Below are 16,586 nucleotides of genomic sequence, written 5' to 3'. Positions count from 1 at the left end.
CTGATCATCGCATTGACCGCCACATTGGCCCTGTCGTCTTGCCTAACCTTCAACTGGCAACGCAGCGTCCAGCAGGTCTTGTCAAATGCGTGCAATTCCACAGGCGATTGCGGATCGGATGGGCCAGAAAATCAATAGCCGGTTACGTATCCGCGCAATAAGCACGGGCAAATAGCTGCATGATTTCCTGGATATAGGGTTTCTTGGGGTGCCGGTTATCGTCGTCAAACGGGTCCGGATATACTTCCTTGACCAGTTCATATGACGGAAAATAATAAACCCGGTCGTGTTTTTCCCCCATCAGGTCGTCAAGCGCGATGCGCAAAATCGACTTTGATACCGTGTTTGCCGAAATGCAGTTTATATCTCGAAACGTCGCCATCAGTGGAATGGGCGAAAGCGTGAAGATGATGTTGCAATCCGGAATATAGCGATCTCGCAATTCGACAATCTTTTCCAGATTTTCGCGGTTTTCCTCGACCGTTGTTAATCTGAATCCGTGTCTTTCATTGTCGAAGTTTTCTGCGGGCACTGTGCGCCAGAATGCCCGTCCGGAAACCTTGTCAAACCAGACTTCGGAAAGGCCAACTGTAATGATCAATGTTTCCGTTTTCATCAGAAGCGTTTTTGTCGCGTCCCGGACATCATCATCAGGCAGAACAATTTCCTTGTTCTCGCCAAACCATAACCCTTCTTCCAGGCTTCGATTTTCAAACGCCCATTCAAGCTGTTCGCGAATGGCAAAGGTATTTACCAGCCCTTCTCCGAAACGGATGATATGCGAGTTGAGATTGAGCTTTTTTCCAAGGACATTGTAGCCATTATCAAGCAGCCACTTTGAAATGTTTTGTGCAAAGCAACTGCCAAAGGCTGTCACAACAGTCGATTTATCAATGAACGGGGCCGGTGGCTCATACCCCTTGATGATGAATCTTCTGAACGCGCTACTTGACTGCAACATCTTTTTGGACGGAATGAAATTGGTCGACTCCCCCCGATACCAGCTCCCATTGAATGTCTGGATATCTTCATCAGACTTGATTCTGACAGGCTTTTCACGCGTCGCATGAAATGAGAAATCGTCATCCGTCATATGTCGTCTCGCATTCTGACATAACTTGAAAGCAACCAGTCCTTGCAAGGATCGGCGCAGGGCCTGAGGTCAGGGTGCAAGTTTTTAACAACAAGGTACAGTATATTTTTCTCCCACACGTCCTGGTGAGTGGAACGACATTCAAAAACAAAACGGCGCGCCCAATGGACGCGCCGTTTGTTGTTTCCGATCTCGGAAAACTTATTCCCACTCGATGGTTCCCGGTGGTTTGGATGTGAAGTCATAGGTGACACGGTTGATGCCGTTGACTTCATTGATGATGCGGTTGGCGATGCGGCCAAGCAGTTCAGGCGGGAACGCATAGAAGTCCGCGGTCATGCCATCGGTCGAGGTAACAGCACGAAGGGCACAGGCATAGTCATAAGTACGACCATCGCCCATCACGCCAACGGTACGGACCGGCAGCAGAACGGCGAATGCCTGCCAGATCGCGTCATAAAGGCCGGCATTGCGGATTTCTTCGAGATAGATCGCATCGGCCTTGCGCAGGATATCAAGCTTTTCGCGCGTGATCGGCTGGCCCGGAATACGGATCGCAAGACCCGGTCCAGGGAACGGATGACGCCCGACAAAGCTGTCCGGCAGGCCCAATTCACGCCCAAGGTCACGAACTTCGTCCTTGAACAGTTCACGAAGCGGCTCAACCAGCTTCATGTTCATGCGTTCAGGAAGACCGCCAACGTTATGGTGCGACTTGATGGTGACGGACGGGCCGCCGGTGAAGGACACGCTTTCGATCACGTCCGGATACAGCGTCCCCTGTGCGAGGAAATCCGCACCGCCGATTTTCTTGGCTTCTTCTTCGAAGGTTTCGATGAAGAGACGACCGATGGTTTTGCGTTTTACTTCCGGATCGGTTTCGCCTTCGATCGCACCGATAAAGGTTTCGGACGCATCAACATGGACCAGCGGGATGTTGTAATGGTCACGGAACAGGGAAACGACCTGATCGGCCTCGCCCGCGCGCATGAAACCGTGATCGACAAACACGCAGGTCAGCTGATCGCCGATCGCTTCGTGGATCAGAACCGCAGTGACCGAGCTGTCAACACCGCCCGACAGACCACAGATAACCTTGCCATCGCCGACCTGTTTGCGGATCTTGTCGATCGCATCGTCCTTATAGGCATTCATCGTCCAGTCGCCAGAGCAACCGGCAACACCATGCGTAAAGTTCTTAAGGAGCTGTGCGCCATGCGGGGTATGGACCACTTCCGGGTGGAACTGAACCGCATAGAATTTCTTTTCGTCATTGGCGATGGCGGCGAACGGTGCGCCTTCGGATTTGCCAACAACGCGGAAACCGTCGGGAAGTGCATCAACGCGGTCGCCGTGGCTCATCCAGACCTGTTCGCGTGCCCCTGCGGCCCAAACGCCGGTAAACAGCGCGCAATCTTCGATCACGTCAACAAAGGCGCGACCGAATTCACGATGATCGGATGTCGCGACCTTGCCGCCAAGCTGGTTGACCATGGTCTGCTGACCATAGCAGATGCCCAGAACCGGAACGCCGAGTTCAAACACCTTTGCCGGTGCCGACGGGGCCTTGTCCCAATGGACAGACGCCGGGCCACCCGAAAGGATCACGGCCTTCGGGGCATATTCATCAAGGAACGCATCCGAGATGTTATTAAAAGGGTGGATCTCGCTATAGACACCGCTTTCACGCACGCGACGTGCAATCAGCTGGGTAACCTGGGATCCGAAATCAATAATCAGCACGCGATCAGTCATCGGGCCGTATCTCCGTCGAAGATGGGGTTGCGCCGTACATACGCCAAACCATCGTGATGGGCAACCCGGCGCAGGCGGTCCCCCAACGATGCATTCAAAAAACTTGTGCCCTGTTGCCGGGCCGGCACGGAGAATTGCGGCGTTTTTGCGCACATCATCCCCCGAAAATTACACAATTGGTCCCTTTTTCCTTCGCAATGGTCGCGCAGTATTCCAATCAACGGAACGCGGGAAACAACGCGTCCGAGCATGAGCAACGCATTTTTGATCGAAGCAAGGGACACGTAATCATGAGCACTTCCAAAGGTAGCAAAATCGCACTCGCCGTCGCTGGTCTTATTCTGGTTGCCGGTACTGCAACCGCAATCGCGATGACCCAGAAAGATGGCGGTTCCGCCCTGCCGATCTTCGGTACGGAAGAAACCGCCCCGGCTGAAAAATCCGAAACCATTGCACCGGCTGCGCCGAGTGCCGAAATCGGCGAAAGCCTGAAGACCGGCCCGGATGCAGAGGATGATGTTATTCCCGGTATGAACAATCTCGAAAATTCGGAAGGTTCGGACAGCAATGGTCCGGTCTATGACATTCCGGCCGAGAAAACCGAATAACCTGCTCTGAGCAACAAACGGGCTGACGCCCGCGACACCGTGGGACCGGCAATCTGCAGAAGAGCCACTTAACGCAATATTGCGTTCACGGTAAAACAAAACTGGCCCTGCGAGTATTCCTCGCAGGGCCTTTTTTTGTGCAGACGGACTAAGGCTGATGACGGGCCGGGTGCCATATGTCATCACCGGTCGGTCCATTATTTTACCTTGCCTTTGGCGGTCCGTTCGAACACCGCAACAAAGAACCCGTCGGTGCCATGGACATTCGGCGACAGACGCAACCAGGGCTTATCCTTGCCGCCCGGAACCGGAACGGATTTCGGCGCATCGGGCCAGATTTCATTGATCGGCACCGGTTTGAAATCCTTGCGATCGCGCATGAAGGTTTCAATCAGGCGTTCGTTTTCTTCGGGCATGATCGAACAGGTCGCATAAATCAGGCGCCCGCCCTTGGTGACCTTTGCCGCACCAGCTTTAAGGATCTTGCTTTGCTGCGCCATCAGGGTACGTAGGTCACGCTGACCAATACGCCAGCGCAAAGCCGGATTGCGGCGCAAGGTCCCAAGCCCCGAACAGGGCACATCAAGCAACACACGGTCAAAGAAGCCCGATTTGTTGCGCAGCCAGCTGTCGCGTTCATCGGCAATGATGCGCTGCTGGATGCAATCACCTGCACCGGCGCGACGTGCACGTTTGCGCGAATTGTCCAGACGACCACCATGGGTATCACAGGCAAGGATACGTCCCTTGCCGCGCATGTCAGCCGCAATACCAAGGGTCTTGCCGCCACCGCCAGCACACATATCAAGGATGGTCATGCCCGGCTTGGCATCGACCAGCTTGACGCAAATCTGCGATGCTTCGTCCTGGATTTCGATCAGGCCATCCTTATAGGCCGCAGTAACTAGCATATTGAGACCCAGCGGCAAACGCAGGCCGTTGGGTGCAAACGGGGTGCGTTCAATATCCTTGATGCCATCGGCTTTCAGCGACTTGATCGCGTCTTCGACAGTTCCGCGCAGGCGGTTGACACGCAGATCAAGCTTGGCCGGCTGATTATAGGCCGCCATTTCGGCAGACAGGTTTTCATGGTGAAGCTTCATCAGCTCCGCATACAGCCATTTCGGCAACTCGGTTTTGACCGCGCCGGGCTGGGCATCATGATCAAGGGTCTTGTCGGCCAGCTTGTTGATCAGGTGCTTTTCATTGGGATGAAGCGTTTCCGGGCAGAATTGTTCGCCGCTGAAACGGTCTTCGATATCGGCCTTTGACAGACCATCATGCAGAACCAGTTCGGCGATCATGCGTGCACGACCGTCCTGAAACTCATAGCCCATTTCCGCCAGCCACCAGCCCAGACGGGCCTGATGACGGATCAGGTTATAGAAACGTTCGCTGATTTCACGGCGATCGCCACCGCCGATGTAACGGCGTGATCCGAAATAGCCAGATACAACGCGGTCCGCGTCGTCTCGGGTATGGGTCCAGCCATCATAAAGTTCAATGACGGCTGCGATACGTGCACCGGGTTTCAAAGCGAATTTCCAACCTGTTTTGCGGGTGTTACTGCTGCTTCGGATATGGGAAGCGCAAACACCGCTTGCGATAAATACGATAAAAAAGACGATGACGGCAGGAAGACCTGCCGTCATCTGAAATACGGGGCTGCTGATAGCATGTCGTGCGCGGTTCGCCAACCGCTTCGAATGCAGGGCTGCTCAGCGAAATCGCGACAGCCAGATCAGCAACCTGATTGCTTAGCCGCCCGGACGATAGTTCGGAGCTTCGCGGGTGATGGTCACGTCATGGGCGTGGCTTTCGCGCAGGCCCGCATTGGTGATGCGAACGAACTCGGCACGTTCACGGAAATCGGCAAGGGTCGCCGAACCGGTATAGCCCATCGATGCCTTAAGACCGCCAACCAGCTGATGGATGATCTGGCCTGCCGGACCTTTGTAAGGAACGCGGCCTTCGATGCCTTCGGGAACCAGTTTCAGGTTGTCCTGGACGTCCTGCTGGAAATAACGGTCAGCCGAACCGCGTGCCATGGCACCGACCGAGCCCATCCCGCGATAGGATTTATAGGAACGGCCCTGATAAAGGATGACTTCGCCCGGTGCTTCGTCCGTACCGGCAAGCAGGGAACCAACCATGCAGGTGCTGGCGCCCGCGGCCATTGCCTTGGCAATGTCGCCCGAGAATTTGATACCACCATCGGCAATGATCGGCATATCAAGCTTGTGCGCCATTTCGGCACAATCAAGAACCGCGGTCAACTGCGGCACACCGACACCGGCAACAATACGGGTCGTACAGATCGACCCCGGTCCGATACCGACCTTGACCGCATCGGCACCGGCTTCTGCCAAGGCCTTGACGGCGGCTGCAGTTGCGACGTTACCGGCAATGATCTGGGTATCGCCGACTTTTGCCTTGATCTGTTCGACCGCCTTGATCACGCCAGCCGAATGGCCATGCGCGGTATCAATGACCAGAACGTCAACACCGGCTTCGATCAGTGCAGCAGCACGTTCAAAGCCCGCCTCGCCGACACCGGTTGCCGCAGCAACACGCAGACGACCGCTTTCATCCTTACAGGCATTCGGGTGCAACTTGGCTTTTTCGATGTCCTTGACCGTGATCAGGCCAGTGCAACGATACGCTTCGTCAACAACCAGAAGCTTTTCAATACGGTGCTGGTGCAGAAGCTTTTTGGCTTCGGTGGTATCGACATTTTCGGTCACCGTAACCAGACCTTCGTGGGTCATCAGTTCGGAAACCGGCTGTGCGCGGTTGGATGCAAAGCGGACATCGCGGTTGGTCAGAATACCGACCAGCTTGTTCGAGCCGCGTTCGACAACCGGAATACCCGAAATGTGGTTTACATCCATCAGATCAAGCGCATCGGCCAGCGTCTGGTCAGGATGAATGGTGATCGGGTTGACAACCATACCCGATTCGAACTTTTTCACGCGGCGAACTTCTTCGGCCTGCTGTGCGATATCGAGGTTCTTGTGAATGACCCCCATGCCGCCATGCTGTGCCATGACAATCGCCATTGCACTTTCGGTCACCGTATCCATAGCCGAGGAAAGCAGCGGGATTTTCAGGTCAATTTTCTTGGTAATGCGGGTGTTGGTCTGCACCTGAGCCGGCAGCACTTCGGATGCTGCGGGTTTGATCAATACGTCGTCAAACGTCAGGGCTTCTACAATGCGGGTCATCTGGCCACCTCGTTAATCTGAGTTGGCGCGGAATTTATACACGTTACGCCCCAAATGCCAAGTTTTCTGCGCCCATAACAGCCCTGTGATTTTATTGATGCTTTATTTTGCGCATTCCGTTAGAAACTGGTCGATGGGGCTTATGGCAGGCAACGCCGCGTAGACGTTGTCATCCCGCCAACCGTCAAAGCCGCCAAATCCCTGACATCAATGTTATGTGATCTGCGTGCGATGCCGTGCGCCAGATGGCGATTTTACGATCAGGCAACGTCTTGGGTACGGGTATCAAGAACCGTCCCGACAAAATGGCGAACATCACCATCAAGTGTTTCCGCACGTCCCAAAAGACTGGTTGCCTCGTCATGCAGGGCAAGCAGGACATCGCGCGACGCATGGGTGCCCGATGCGACTTCGGTTACGCTATCGACAATGTCGCGCATCAGTTTGACGGCCTGTTCGATACGGTTGCCGATTTCTGTCACCGCGGCGGTTTGTTCGCGGGTTGCCCCCGCCACAAGACGCGCACCATTGTCAATTTCGGCAATGGTTTCACTGATATCGCGCACTGAAATCACGGCTTCGCGGGTCATTTCCTGCATCTGACCGATTTCACGAATGACCTGTTCGGCGGCATGGGCGGTCTGGCTGGCAAGATTTTTGACCTCGGATGCGACAACGGAAAATCCCTTGCCGGCATCGCCTGCCCGCGCGGCTTCGATCGATGCATTCAGGGCCAGAAGATTTGTCTGATCCGCAACATCCGTGATCAGTTCAACCACCCCGGTGACCCTTACTGCCAGCGCATCAAGACGCCCCATATGTTCACCAGCCGACCGCGCACGTTCAACAGCGGTTTCTGACAGCGACGCTGATCCGTCAATCTGGCACCCGATCTGCTGGATGGATCCGCTGAATTGTTCGGTGGCGGTCGCAATTCCGTCAAGTGCGGCACTGCTTTCATCTGCGGCCCGGCGCATTTCCGCCGCCTGGATTGCAATTTTACCGACATTCTGCGACAGGAAGTCGGAATTGGTGGTCAGCTTGCGCGCACTATCAGACAAATCGCCGACAACAAGCTTGAGATCATCACCAATCTGCCCGGCACTGTTGCGAAATGTTCTGGTCTGCGCATCCATGACATCAAGTGCCTGATTGACCTTCTGGGCATATCCGACCAGATCACCGCGCAGCCCGCGTGGGATGATCTTGCGGAAATAATCCCCGCGCGATGCGCAATTCATCGCAGCAGCGGCTTCTTTGGTGAAGGCTTCTGTCAGGTCAAGCAACTGATTGACGGCATTTTGCATATTGGCAAGCTTGCCCCGGTGCAACCGGTTGGACACGCGCGCATCCATATTGCCATTGGCCGCCGCACGAACAATGTCGCACAGCTCATCAAGATATCGCTGCTGCCGGTAGATGGTCAGAAGCCCGGCAGCACAACAAACGCTGAGCACCCCGACAAGGCCTGCCACAACAAGGCCGATATGCGATGACCAGACAAATCCTGCAACAACAGCCAACAGGCCCAGACACCAGCCCCCGGCCAGTACCAGACGCAGGTTAGAGAGTGAAAACAAATTGATCATAATCGACGCCCGCATCCCCCAGAAGCTTCGTGACCATTGCCGTTCCGCGTGCCATGCCTTCTTTGCGATTGCGTTCTTTGGCTTCTTCTTCGCAAAGGGCGGCATAAAGCGGAATGACTTTTTCAATGGCATCACGACGCGGTACGCGACGATTTGAATGATATCCGATGATCTTGCCATCCGGGCCGAAAGTCGGCGTTACATTGGCCAGAACCCAGTAATGGTCACCGTTCGAGCAGCGATTGATGACATAGGCAAAAATTTCGCGACCGGCTTCGATGGTTTGCCATAACAGGGAAAACACACATCTTGGCATGCCGGGATGACGAATGATGCTGTGGGGTTGGCCAAGGATGTCGCGTTCACGGTATCCGGCCACCCGAAGGAACACATCATTTGCATATGTGATCCGACCTTTAAGATCGGTCTTTGAAACGATAATTTCGTGTTCGTCGAAATAGCGTTCGACGCCGGTCAAGAACAGATTGTCCTGCTTCATCAGTTACACCCCACAACAAAGGACCCACCCCAATCGGTCCATCTGCGCACACACATTTCGTCGCAGATTGAAGGGTAACTATATCCCGCAATGCCAATTACGGGGTTTGATGTAGCGCAAGGGAAAAGACGATTATTTGGCAGTGCCGGCCGTAACCTTTGCCACGACCGGCCCGATCATTATTCAACCGGCGACCAGCCGTCATCTTCACGCATTTCGGCGTTTTTGATGTCGTCTTCGGCATTATTCTGGCCACGGAACCCGGTGGCAATCAGATAGGCTTCCGGGCTTTCGGGGCGCGATGCCGGCGGCTTGGCGTGTTTGGTCACGCGGAAATTCTTCTTAACCCGGTCAAGCAAATCGTTTTCGGTACCGCCCTTGAACACCTTGGCAATGAAAATACCACCCGGCGCCAGGACCTCCTCGGCGAACAGCAAGGCATGTTCGACCAGGTCAATAATGCGGATATGGTCGGTTTGACGATGCCCGGTGGTTTCCGGCGACATGTCGGAAATTACCGCATCAACCGGGCCATCAAGGGCCTGCTTGATCATGTCGGGTGCCTTGGGATCAAGGAAGTCGGCCTGCAAACAGGTTGCGCCAGACAGACCTTCCCATTCCAGAATATCCAGACCGACGACCTGGCCCTTGCCATGTTTGGAGCCGACCATGTCAATCGCGACCTGCGTCCAGCCCCCCGGTGCAGCACCAAGGTCAACAATGCGCATACCCGGGCGCAGCAGATCGAACTGGTTGTTGATTTCAATCAGCTTGAAGGCCGCACGCGACCGGTAGCCCAGACGCTTTGCTTCCTGCACATAGGGATCATTGAGCTGACGATCGAGCCAACGCGTCGAAGACAGTTTGCGCCCCTTTGCACTTTTGACACGCGTGCGCAGGCCACGGCGTGCGCCGGTATCAATGGCTGCAATGGCTGAACCCTTGCGGCGGCGCTGCCCGCCTTTTCCGCTGCGATTTTCGCTCATGATCTTTCCTGAACTGAATTCTGTTTTGGCCAATGGCCCGTCGGGACGATGCGTCTACCGATCAGGATGAAGCCGGAATATGCGACACTGTATGACGGCGCGCGTCGCACGGGTCAATAGCATGACCGTCCGCACGCATCAAATCGACCAAAATACCTTCGCGCAGGCCCCGATCCGCGACCTTGAGCGTCGCCAAAGGCCAGATATCACGAATCGCTGCGAAAATCGCCGCCCCCGCATCCATCAGTTCGGCCCGCTGATTCCCGATACAGGGATGCCCCTTGCGCTTGTCTGATTCCATGCGCAACAGCAATTCGGTCACCCGTTCGGCATCGTCAAAACGCAGATCCGATCCGTCAACCTTGTGACGTTCATAGCGTTCAAGACCAAGCGCGATGCCACAGAAAGTCGTCACCGTACCGGATGTGCCGACCATCTGGACCTTGTCATCATCCAGCATATCGGTACAGCAATTGCGTTTGGCGAATTCTTCAAGACGTTCACGGATTTCGGTCCGCATTGCTTCGAACCGTTCGCGCCGTTCCTCGACCGAGGCATAGCGTTCGGTCAGGCACAAAACCCCGCATGGCATCGAAAGTGTTTCAATGCACTGGGTTTTGCCGGTTTTGTCGACCTTGATCCAGCAGATTTCCGTGCTGCCACCGCCAATATCAAACACCACCGCATAGGGGCGTTCATCCAGCAGCGCCGAGCAGGCCTGAAGCGCAAGGCGGCTTTCCTCGTCTGGATTGATGATATCAAGGGTGATGCCGGTTTCATCAAAGACACGGCGCACGAATTCTTCGCGGTTATTGGCCGTCCGGCAGGCTTCGGTCGCAACTGCGCGCAAACGTGCACCGGGATGGCGGCGCAATTTTTTGGCACAGACACGAAGGGCATCAATCGCGCGTTCCATTGCCGCTTCGCAAAGATATCCCTTTTCGCGGACACCTTCGCCCAAGCGCACGACGCGCGAAAAGGCATCAATAACCTTGAACCCGTCATTACATGGACGCGCCACCAGAAGCCGGCAGTTCGAACTGCCAAGGTCAATTGCGGCATAAAGCGGCACGGTGATGCAATCGACCATGCGCGCAGGTTTTTCACGGTCACCGGGCACATGCACAGCCTGCCCCGGCTGCGGCATTGCCGGTTTGTCAGGCACCTCAAGCACCGCATGGTCGCCCATTGCAGCGCCGCCTGCGGGGCTTTCTGCCCGGTGCGAGTTGCTATGGGGATTGACCTGCTTCACCTTTCGAAAACCTGCTTTCTGTTAATCGCACTGTCTGTATCGCGGATCATCAAGACATTTATATGACGATCCCGCGAATCAGCTATATGAGTGTAACGACAATCCCCGACAAGGCAAATCCCGTATGCAGTAATCGCATGGTTGAATAAATCGAAACAAAAAAGGGGTTGCCAAACCCGGGCGGGTTTTATACATAGCGCCCCACGCCACGATGCATCGCGTGTCGCGGCGGACCAAGTTTTGTTGGGGAATAGGTTAACGGTAGACCTACGGACTCTGACTCCGTCAGTCCTGGTTCGAATCCAGGTTCCCCAGCCAACTTTGCCGGACGTTGCAATGGCCCAACATTGCGCAAAACATGCGGTCCGGGGTATAAATAACGCACACCAAAGTACTGCTGGGGAATAGGTTAACGGTAGACCTACGGACTCTGACTCCGTCAGTCCTGGTTCGAATCCAGGTTCCCCAGCCACTTTGCCCGACCTTCCCGATTTCGACCTTTGTTCTTTGCTGTTCTGATCGGCGTCGATCAATCATCAATCCTGCGCGCACGCAAATTGCGCGTGATGGCAGCTTTGATATACATCTGTAATCTCGATCACGTTTTCAGGAGACAGGCGATGGATCAGGTCACGGGCGGCTGCCTTTGCGGCAAGGTCACGATCACGGCAACCGGTGCGCCGTACCGGGTCGGTTTGTGCCATTGCCTTGATTGCCGGAAACATCATGGCGCACTGTTTCATGCATCCGCGATCTTTCCCGAAAAGGCCGTGACCATTACCGGTGAAACCACATCATTCAATGGACGGCATTTTTGCCCGACCTGCGGATCATCGGTTTATGGCCGCACGGATGACGAGATCGAAGTCAATCTCGGCATTCTCGATGCCCCGGATCAATTCACCCCGAGTTACGAGCTCTGGACGATCCGGCGCGAAAGCTGGCTACCGGATTTTGCGCTTCGTCATTCTTATGAAAAAGATCGCCCGGAAACCGATCGCAACGAAGATTGATCCTGCCTGCCCGACTGGCACCAAACGGATCATCATGCAGATCGTCATGAACACAAATGACAGGGGGGCGATGACTGATCGGGTTTATTTTCGGCCACCTCGCCCGCATCGGACAAAACACTTGTCCCGGCATCGGTAATCAAAACATCGACGGGCACGTCATATTGGTGGGGTTTGATGTCATCAAGTCGGGTTGCCTCAAACCCGATCCCGACCACCAGTGGCTTGCGCGTCATTGCGGCCAGTGTGCGGTCAAAAAAACCGCCCCCATAGCCCAGCCTGTACCCTGCCCGATCAAAGCCGACCAGCGGGGCAAGCAACACATGCACCGGAATTTCGGGGGTATCTTGCGGTTCGGGTATGCGGGCAAAGCCCGGGGTCATTACGGTATCAGGCGTCCAGTCATGAAAAACCATCGGCATATCCCGGCCCGGAACAACAGGAAGGGCGGCGCGACCGCCTTCGGAAATATGGTCAGTTATCACCGCGCGCAGATCAACTTCATTCTGGATCGGCCAGTAAAATCCCACCGTGGCACCACGCCGCGCCGACAGGAAACTGTCAAAATGTGCGCGGATCTGATCGGACAGATTTTGATGGGTTACGCTGTCGAGTTCTGATCGCCAGCCCAACAGGATACGCCGGACGGTTTGCCGCCATTCAGACTGGCTTTGTTCATCGTCCGATCGTGGCGGGGTTGGCAAATTCAGGCTCATGGGCGCGATCACAGTTTGCGAATGGAACAGCAGATAGGATGTGCAGAGGACAGCAGTCACAAGCCTACAGCAAAACCCCATAAACGCATAACGCGCCGGGAACCCGGCGCGTTAACGGTTGTCAGCAAAAAAGCTGCAAGCCAGATAGAAATTTAGAGAATGGCGAGTTCTTCTGCCGACATGCGGCCATTGCGACCTTCAATCAGCTCAAACTGAATTTTCTGCCCTTCATCAAGTCCCTGCAGACCAGCACGCTGAACTGCGGTGATGTGCACGAATGCATCTTTTCCGCCTTCGTCAGGGGTGATGAAGCCATAACCCTTGGTCGCATTGAACCACTTAACCGTTCCGGTAGCCATATCCGTAGTCGTCCTTAGTTTAGTAGGCGCATCCCCGAAGTAAGGAGATGCAAGAAAACAGTCCCTGCAACACACCCATTAAGAGCATGATCACCATCAACCAGGAAGCAACCACGCGCATGAAAGATGCACTGCATCGTTTCAACAATTACGCGAAATTTGGGCTTAGTGCAATGGATTCATGTATGAAGTTCTTTTTTCGCCGTCTGATGTCATCGGTAAAATGCATGATTTCGTGCGGTTGAAAATCCCGCAAGGACACATCACCCCTAGATAAAACAATCTTCACGGCGAATTCTCGCAACGGTTCCAGATGCAAGAATGCAATTATATCATGAGGATATTTTTTTTCATCGAACCGCATATTCAATACAGGCAAATCAGATAGGCGACTGATCCTTGTGACTTTTCCCTGCGTACCGAATGCCGATCCGCCTTGGAACCCGCATGAATTCAAATTTCAGATCGGCACATCCTGTTGCGCCAAATGGCGGTTATCCGGACGCAATGAAATAAGCTGTTATGTCGCAGTAACTTATGGACCAGATGAAAAGAAATGTCTGATTTTGTCATTTTTTCGGGGACGGTTTCACGTGACATTGCCCCTGAATTGGTTTGATTATGGAACAATGAATCCAAAACGCATCAAATGGATGCGAATTCACAAGATCAATGCATCAGACCATAAGATGCAGCAAACGCGACCGGGACACCGAAAATACTTGAATGGGAACGACTTTCGGATCGGAATACAGTAAGTGACAGCGACAACCAAGATCGCAAACCCGCGTGACATTGCGCAAAACGCCATGGCGCTGATAAACGAGCTTAACCTGCAGCCGACACCTCAGGTTTATCACGTTTTTTACAGCTATTTGTCAGACGAGATTCCCGAACTCAGCCAGTTGGTAAAGGTCCTGATCCGCAACACGCAGGAACTGGACGAAGAAACCGTTTACCGGATTTACCACAAATATCTGGGCACCCACGCGGTCGAACAGCATATCAACCAGGGGGTCGAAGGCCTTCAGGCAGCGGTCGAACGCGTCGAGGAAGCCGTGCATTCGGTCATGCGCGACACCGAACAGTTCTGTGGCGAATTCGATACCGCATCCCAACGGCTTCTGGCCGATGACATCACCCTTGAAGATGCCCGTTCGGTCAGCCGCCAGTTGTCGGGCACATCGAACAAGGCCCGCGACTGTTACGGCACCTTCAATGGCAGCCTTGAAGAATATCACAAGGAAGTCCGCCGGGTCAGAACCGAACTGGAACTGGTGCGCCGTGACGCCCTGACCGATACGCTGACCGGCATTGCCAACCGCAAGAATTTTGACAGCTCGCTTCGCGAAGCCGTGACATCGACCATGGAAACCGGTGCGCCATTGACCTTGCTGATGATCGATATCGACCATTTCAAGGAATTCAACGACAATTTCGGGCACCGGGCCGGTGACGGGGTTCTCAAGGCGGTGTCGCGGGTACTGGTACGTTCGACCAAAGGCGCAGATACGGTGGCGCGATATGGCGGCGAAGAATTCGCGGTCATCTTGCCCGATACAACACGTGAAAACGCTGAAAAACTGGCAAACAAGCTGCGTGAAAACGTGTCAAACCAGCGGATTATAAACAAAAAAACAGGCAAAGATTTCGGTAAGTTAACCGTTTCTATTGGCTTGACGTCCTACCAACTAGGGGAGAATATACTTGAGTTTGTTGATCGCGCGGACAAGGCTCTTTATCTCGCAAAACAGGATGGTAGAAACACCTGTGTCCTGCAGTAGGTCATACGCATAAACAGGCACTAAACAAACGTTCCGGGTCATTAAATCTCTGACACAAGAGAAAACCGGGGCACATAATCAACAGGTAAAGATACCGAGCCAACACACGTGTCCTGACAGGCCAAAATCAGCAGGTTCGAGCCCTTATAATCGTCCCTGTTATGCACAACATACATGTGCAAAGGCTTTGCGGGGCGGAGCAACCATATGAAGACACCAAAGACCGAACGTAAGATCGAACTTGAACACAAGATTTTCAAAACGTTCGAAGAATGCCACTTTCAGAAGTCTGATATTTCAGACGAAGCTCTTTTTGTCCTTAAAATGGCAGAAGGATCTGTTGTGTCATTGCCGCTTAAGGCCATTTGCCGTGAATTCGATATCGATCCGGAATCCAAAGATGGCGATCTGATCAGCCTGATCGACAAGGCCCTGAATTTTATCAACGTGCTGCGCCCCGGCGACAATTTGCCGCTTGAGGTTCTGACCGGCGAAGCATCCTGGGAAGTCGACGAAGAACATCAGGCGATTGCCTATAACCGTATTACCATGCAGCTCGTCACCTGGATGTCCGGCAGTGAGGAACTCATTACCGATCCGGACGAATTGATGCAGATCGCCGAGGACCCCAACACCAAGAAAAAGATCAACCAGGCCTTTGACGAAGTTGCCGAAAAGCTTGGCCTTGGCAAGAACAACCGCGAGGAAGTCGTCAATCTGGTACATCAGGTCGCAGACGAGCTGTCCTATATCGAAACGCTGCGCGTGAAATACCGCAAGATCCTGATGGTTGATCGCAAGTTGCAGGAACTGCGCCGCATCTATGCCCATGAAAAAGGCGTTCTTGAAACCGTCACCCAGGCCATCCGCCTGCTTGATGATGCCAAGAAAAAGTTCGAAACGACATTTGACGAACTTGATGCCAATACCGGGGAAATCATGTCGGTGCTGCGCAACTTCACATCCCAGCGCCAATATATCCGCAGCAAACGTGATGACCTGCACAAACGCCTGCGCGCCTGGCAACCCCTGATCGAGCTGTGGGAAGACCTTCAGCTTGAACGTGGTCCGGCGGCAGTAAGGCTTGTCAAGGAAACCTATCAGTTCCTTGCCCCGCGCTTCATGAAGGTCAAGGAATGGCTTCTGATGACCAAGGTGCAGGATGGCGTAGCCGAACAGCACAGCTTCAAGAACGAAGATGAACGCATGGGTGCGCTCAAGGGCAAGATGATGCAGTGGTAACCCACCCCATCGGTTCGGATACACAAAAGGCGCGAAATCAAATTCGCGCCTTTTTTCCTGACTGCTGCCCGATGCGGCCAGATGAAGACCGACCTTTGGCGAAACGGTCAGTCCCCTGCCATGGTGATTTTCAGGGCAACGTGATCATCAATCACGGTAATCGATTTGGCCGCATGTGCGGGTACCGGCACCTTGCGATCAATGCAATAGGCGATCATCGCCGCGGCAAGCTGGGCACCGGATGTCGGGATGACGGTTTTCTGCCCCTCGTCCGAGGTGATGGTCATGCGGGCGACGACTTCTTTTGATCGTTCGATTTCAAAACTGCTGATCTGGCCCGGCGGCAGCGACTTTCCCGTGCGCCGACCATGCGCCACCAGCGCCTTGATCAGTTCGCCATCTTCAAAAACGATACAGCGTATCTCGCGCATGCCGCACATCCTGTAACAGTTGTTTGATTACATAT

General features: G+C 54.1%; 15 protein-coding genes and 2 tRNA genes. 6 read left to right on the top strand and 11 right to left on the bottom strand.

The annotated features are described in order from the left end of the window. Nucleotides 1-142 precede the first annotated feature (142 nt). Both AUQ42_RS01220 and guaA read right to left on the bottom strand, forming a co-directional pair. Nucleotides 143-1,093 (bottom strand): GSCFA domain-containing protein, encoded by a 951-nt coding sequence (locus AUQ42_RS01220; RefSeq protein WP_068517120.1) that lies wholly within the window; start codon nucleotides 1,091-1,093, stop codon nucleotides 143-145. Between the two features lie 201 nt (nucleotides 1,094-1,294). Next, complete coding sequence (gene guaA / locus AUQ42_RS01215) at nucleotides 1,295-2,848, bottom strand: glutamine-hydrolyzing GMP synthase (RefSeq protein WP_068517119.1); 1,554 nt, start codon at nucleotides 2,846-2,848, stop codon at nucleotides 1,295-1,297. A gap of 290 nt (nucleotides 2,849-3,138) precedes the next feature. On the opposite strand from guaA, the gene AUQ42_RS01210 reads away from it, so the two are divergent. Next, the gene (locus AUQ42_RS01210) at nucleotides 3,139-3,456 is read left to right on the top strand and encodes a hypothetical protein (RefSeq protein WP_068517118.1); all 318 of its coding nucleotides are present in this window, start codon (nucleotides 3,139-3,141) and stop codon (nucleotides 3,454-3,456) included. Between the two features lie 197 nt (nucleotides 3,457-3,653). Here AUQ42_RS01210 and AUQ42_RS01205 read toward each other — a convergent pair whose 3' ends face one another. The 6 genes from AUQ42_RS01205 to AUQ42_RS01180 all read right to left on the bottom strand — a co-directional run bounded on the left by AUQ42_RS01205 (nucleotide 3,654) and on the right by AUQ42_RS01180 (nucleotide 11,006). Beyond that, nucleotides 3,654-4,991: an RsmB/NOP family class I SAM-dependent RNA methyltransferase gene (locus AUQ42_RS01205; RefSeq protein ID WP_068517176.1), complete on the bottom strand. Its 1,338-nt coding sequence runs from the start codon at nucleotides 4,989-4,991 to the stop codon at nucleotides 3,654-3,656. 222 nt (nucleotides 4,992-5,213) lie between these two features. Then, the gene (gene guaB / locus AUQ42_RS01200; protein WP_068517117.1) at nucleotides 5,214-6,680 is read right to left on the bottom strand and encodes an IMP dehydrogenase; all 1,467 of its coding nucleotides are present in this window, start codon (nucleotides 6,678-6,680) and stop codon (nucleotides 5,214-5,216) included. A gap of 260 nt (nucleotides 6,681-6,940) precedes the next feature. Continuing rightward, on the bottom strand, nucleotides 6,941-8,269 hold the full coding sequence (locus tag AUQ42_RS01195; protein ID WP_068517116.1) for a methyl-accepting chemotaxis protein: 1,329 nt from the start codon (nucleotides 8,267-8,269) through the stop codon (nucleotides 6,941-6,943). Continuing rightward, the gene (locus AUQ42_RS01190; RefSeq protein WP_068517115.1) at nucleotides 8,244-8,768 is read right to left on the bottom strand and encodes a PAS domain-containing protein; all 525 of its coding nucleotides are present in this window, start codon (nucleotides 8,766-8,768) and stop codon (nucleotides 8,244-8,246) included. Before AUQ42_RS01190 ends, AUQ42_RS01195 begins: the two co-directional genes overlap by 26 nt. A 179-nt stretch (nucleotides 8,769-8,947) precedes the next feature. Next, nucleotides 8,948-9,754, bottom strand: a complete 807-nt coding sequence (locus tag AUQ42_RS01185) for an RlmE family RNA methyltransferase (RefSeq protein ID WP_068517114.1) — start codon at nucleotides 9,752-9,754, stop codon at nucleotides 8,948-8,950. Between the two features lie 61 nt (nucleotides 9,755-9,815). After that, nucleotides 9,816-11,006 (bottom strand): Ppx/GppA phosphatase family protein, encoded by a 1,191-nt coding sequence (locus AUQ42_RS01180; protein WP_228195768.1) that lies wholly within the window; start codon nucleotides 11,004-11,006, stop codon nucleotides 9,816-9,818. Between the two features lie 244 nt (nucleotides 11,007-11,250). On the opposite strand from AUQ42_RS01180, the gene AUQ42_RS01175 reads away from it, so the two are divergent. From AUQ42_RS01175 to AUQ42_RS01165, 3 genes are all read left to right on the top strand, one after another. Then, a tRNA-Gln gene (locus AUQ42_RS01175) sits at nucleotides 11,251-11,324 on the top strand. Nucleotides 11,325-11,404: 80 nt separating this feature from the next. Beyond that, nucleotides 11,405-11,478 (top strand) — tRNA-Gln (locus AUQ42_RS01170). A gap of 148 nt (nucleotides 11,479-11,626) precedes the next feature. After that, complete coding sequence (locus AUQ42_RS01165; protein WP_068517112.1) at nucleotides 11,627-12,019, top strand: GFA family protein; 393 nt, start codon at nucleotides 11,627-11,629, stop codon at nucleotides 12,017-12,019. A 44-nt stretch (nucleotides 12,020-12,063) separates the two neighbouring features. On the opposite strand, the gene AUQ42_RS01160 is transcribed toward AUQ42_RS01165, so the two are convergent. After that, nucleotides 12,064-12,735: a 5-formyltetrahydrofolate cyclo-ligase gene (locus tag AUQ42_RS01160; RefSeq protein WP_068517111.1), complete on the bottom strand. Its 672-nt coding sequence runs from the start codon at nucleotides 12,733-12,735 to the stop codon at nucleotides 12,064-12,066. Nucleotides 12,736-12,887: 152 nt separating this feature from the next. After that, nucleotides 12,888-13,094: a cold-shock protein gene (locus AUQ42_RS01155; RefSeq protein WP_008892097.1), complete on the bottom strand. Its 207-nt coding sequence runs from the start codon at nucleotides 13,092-13,094 to the stop codon at nucleotides 12,888-12,890. Between the two features lie 758 nt (nucleotides 13,095-13,852). On the opposite strand from AUQ42_RS01155, the gene AUQ42_RS01150 reads away from it, so the two are divergent. Next, the gene (locus tag AUQ42_RS01150) at nucleotides 13,853-14,878 is read left to right on the top strand and encodes a GGDEF domain-containing protein (protein WP_068517110.1); all 1,026 of its coding nucleotides are present in this window, start codon (nucleotides 13,853-13,855) and stop codon (nucleotides 14,876-14,878) included. Between the two features lie 207 nt (nucleotides 14,879-15,085). Beyond that, nucleotides 15,086-16,120 carry a hypothetical protein gene (locus tag AUQ42_RS01145; protein WP_068517109.1) on the top strand — a complete coding sequence of 345 codons (1,035 nt, stop codon included), beginning with the start codon at nucleotides 15,086-15,088 and terminating at the stop codon, nucleotides 16,118-16,120. 107 nt (nucleotides 16,121-16,227) lie between these two features. Here AUQ42_RS01145 and AUQ42_RS01140 read toward each other — a convergent pair whose 3' ends face one another. Next, entirely contained in the window at nucleotides 16,228-16,551 is a 324-nt protein-coding gene (locus AUQ42_RS01140) for a hypothetical protein (RefSeq protein WP_068517175.1), read from the bottom strand. Nucleotides 16,552-16,586 lie beyond the last annotated feature (35 nt).

The sequence above is a fragment of the Thalassospira sp. MCCC 1A02491 genome, from assembly GCF_001613785.1.
In the GTDB taxonomy this organism is placed as follows: Bacteria; Pseudomonadota; Alphaproteobacteria; order Rhodospirillales; family Thalassospiraceae; genus Thalassospira; species Thalassospira povalilytica.
The sequence above is the reverse complement of the archived record's forward strand: the minus strand, read 5'-3'. Positions and strand labels throughout refer to the sequence as shown.

What these genes read in the sequence shown, in the direction of transcription:
- AUQ42_RS01220 (WP_068517120.1), bottom strand. Translation starts at nt 1,093, where the DNA reads ATGACGGATGACGATTTCTCATTTCATGCGACGCGTGAAAAGCCTGTC.
- guaA (WP_068517119.1), bottom strand. Translation starts at nt 2,848, where the DNA reads ATGACTGATCGCGTGCTGATTATTGATTTCGGATCCCAGGTTACCCAG.
- AUQ42_RS01210 (WP_068517118.1), top strand. Translation starts at nt 3,139, where the DNA reads ATGAGCACTTCCAAAGGTAGCAAAATCGCACTCGCCGTCGCTGGTCTT.
- guaB (WP_068517117.1), bottom strand. Translation starts at nt 6,680, where the DNA reads ATGACCCGCATTGTAGAAGCCCTGACGTTTGACGACGTATTGATCAAA.
- AUQ42_RS01195 (WP_068517116.1), bottom strand. Translation starts at nt 8,269, where the DNA reads ATGATCAATTTGTTTTCACTCTCTAACCTGCGTCTGGTACTGGCCGGG.
- AUQ42_RS01190 (WP_068517115.1), bottom strand. Translation starts at nt 8,768, where the DNA reads ATGAAGCAGGACAATCTGTTCTTGACCGGCGTCGAACGCTATTTCGAC.
- AUQ42_RS01185 (WP_068517114.1), bottom strand. Translation starts at nt 9,754, where the DNA reads ATGAGCGAAAATCGCAGCGGAAAAGGCGGGCAGCGCCGCCGCAAGGGT.
- AUQ42_RS01165 (WP_068517112.1), top strand. Translation starts at nt 11,627, where the DNA reads ATGGATCAGGTCACGGGCGGCTGCCTTTGCGGCAAGGTCACGATCACG.
- AUQ42_RS01160 (WP_068517111.1), bottom strand. Translation starts at nt 12,735, where the DNA reads ATGAGCCTGAATTTGCCAACCCCGCCACGATCGGACGATGAACAAAGC.
- AUQ42_RS01155 (WP_008892097.1), bottom strand. Translation starts at nt 13,094, where the DNA reads ATGGCTACCGGAACGGTTAAGTGGTTCAATGCGACCAAGGGTTATGGC.
- AUQ42_RS01145 (WP_068517109.1), top strand. Translation starts at nt 15,086, where the DNA reads ATGAAGACACCAAAGACCGAACGTAAGATCGAACTTGAACACAAGATT.
- AUQ42_RS01140 (WP_068517175.1), bottom strand. Translation starts at nt 16,551, where the DNA reads ATGCGCGAGATACGCTGTATCGTTTTTGAAGATGGCGAACTGATCAAG.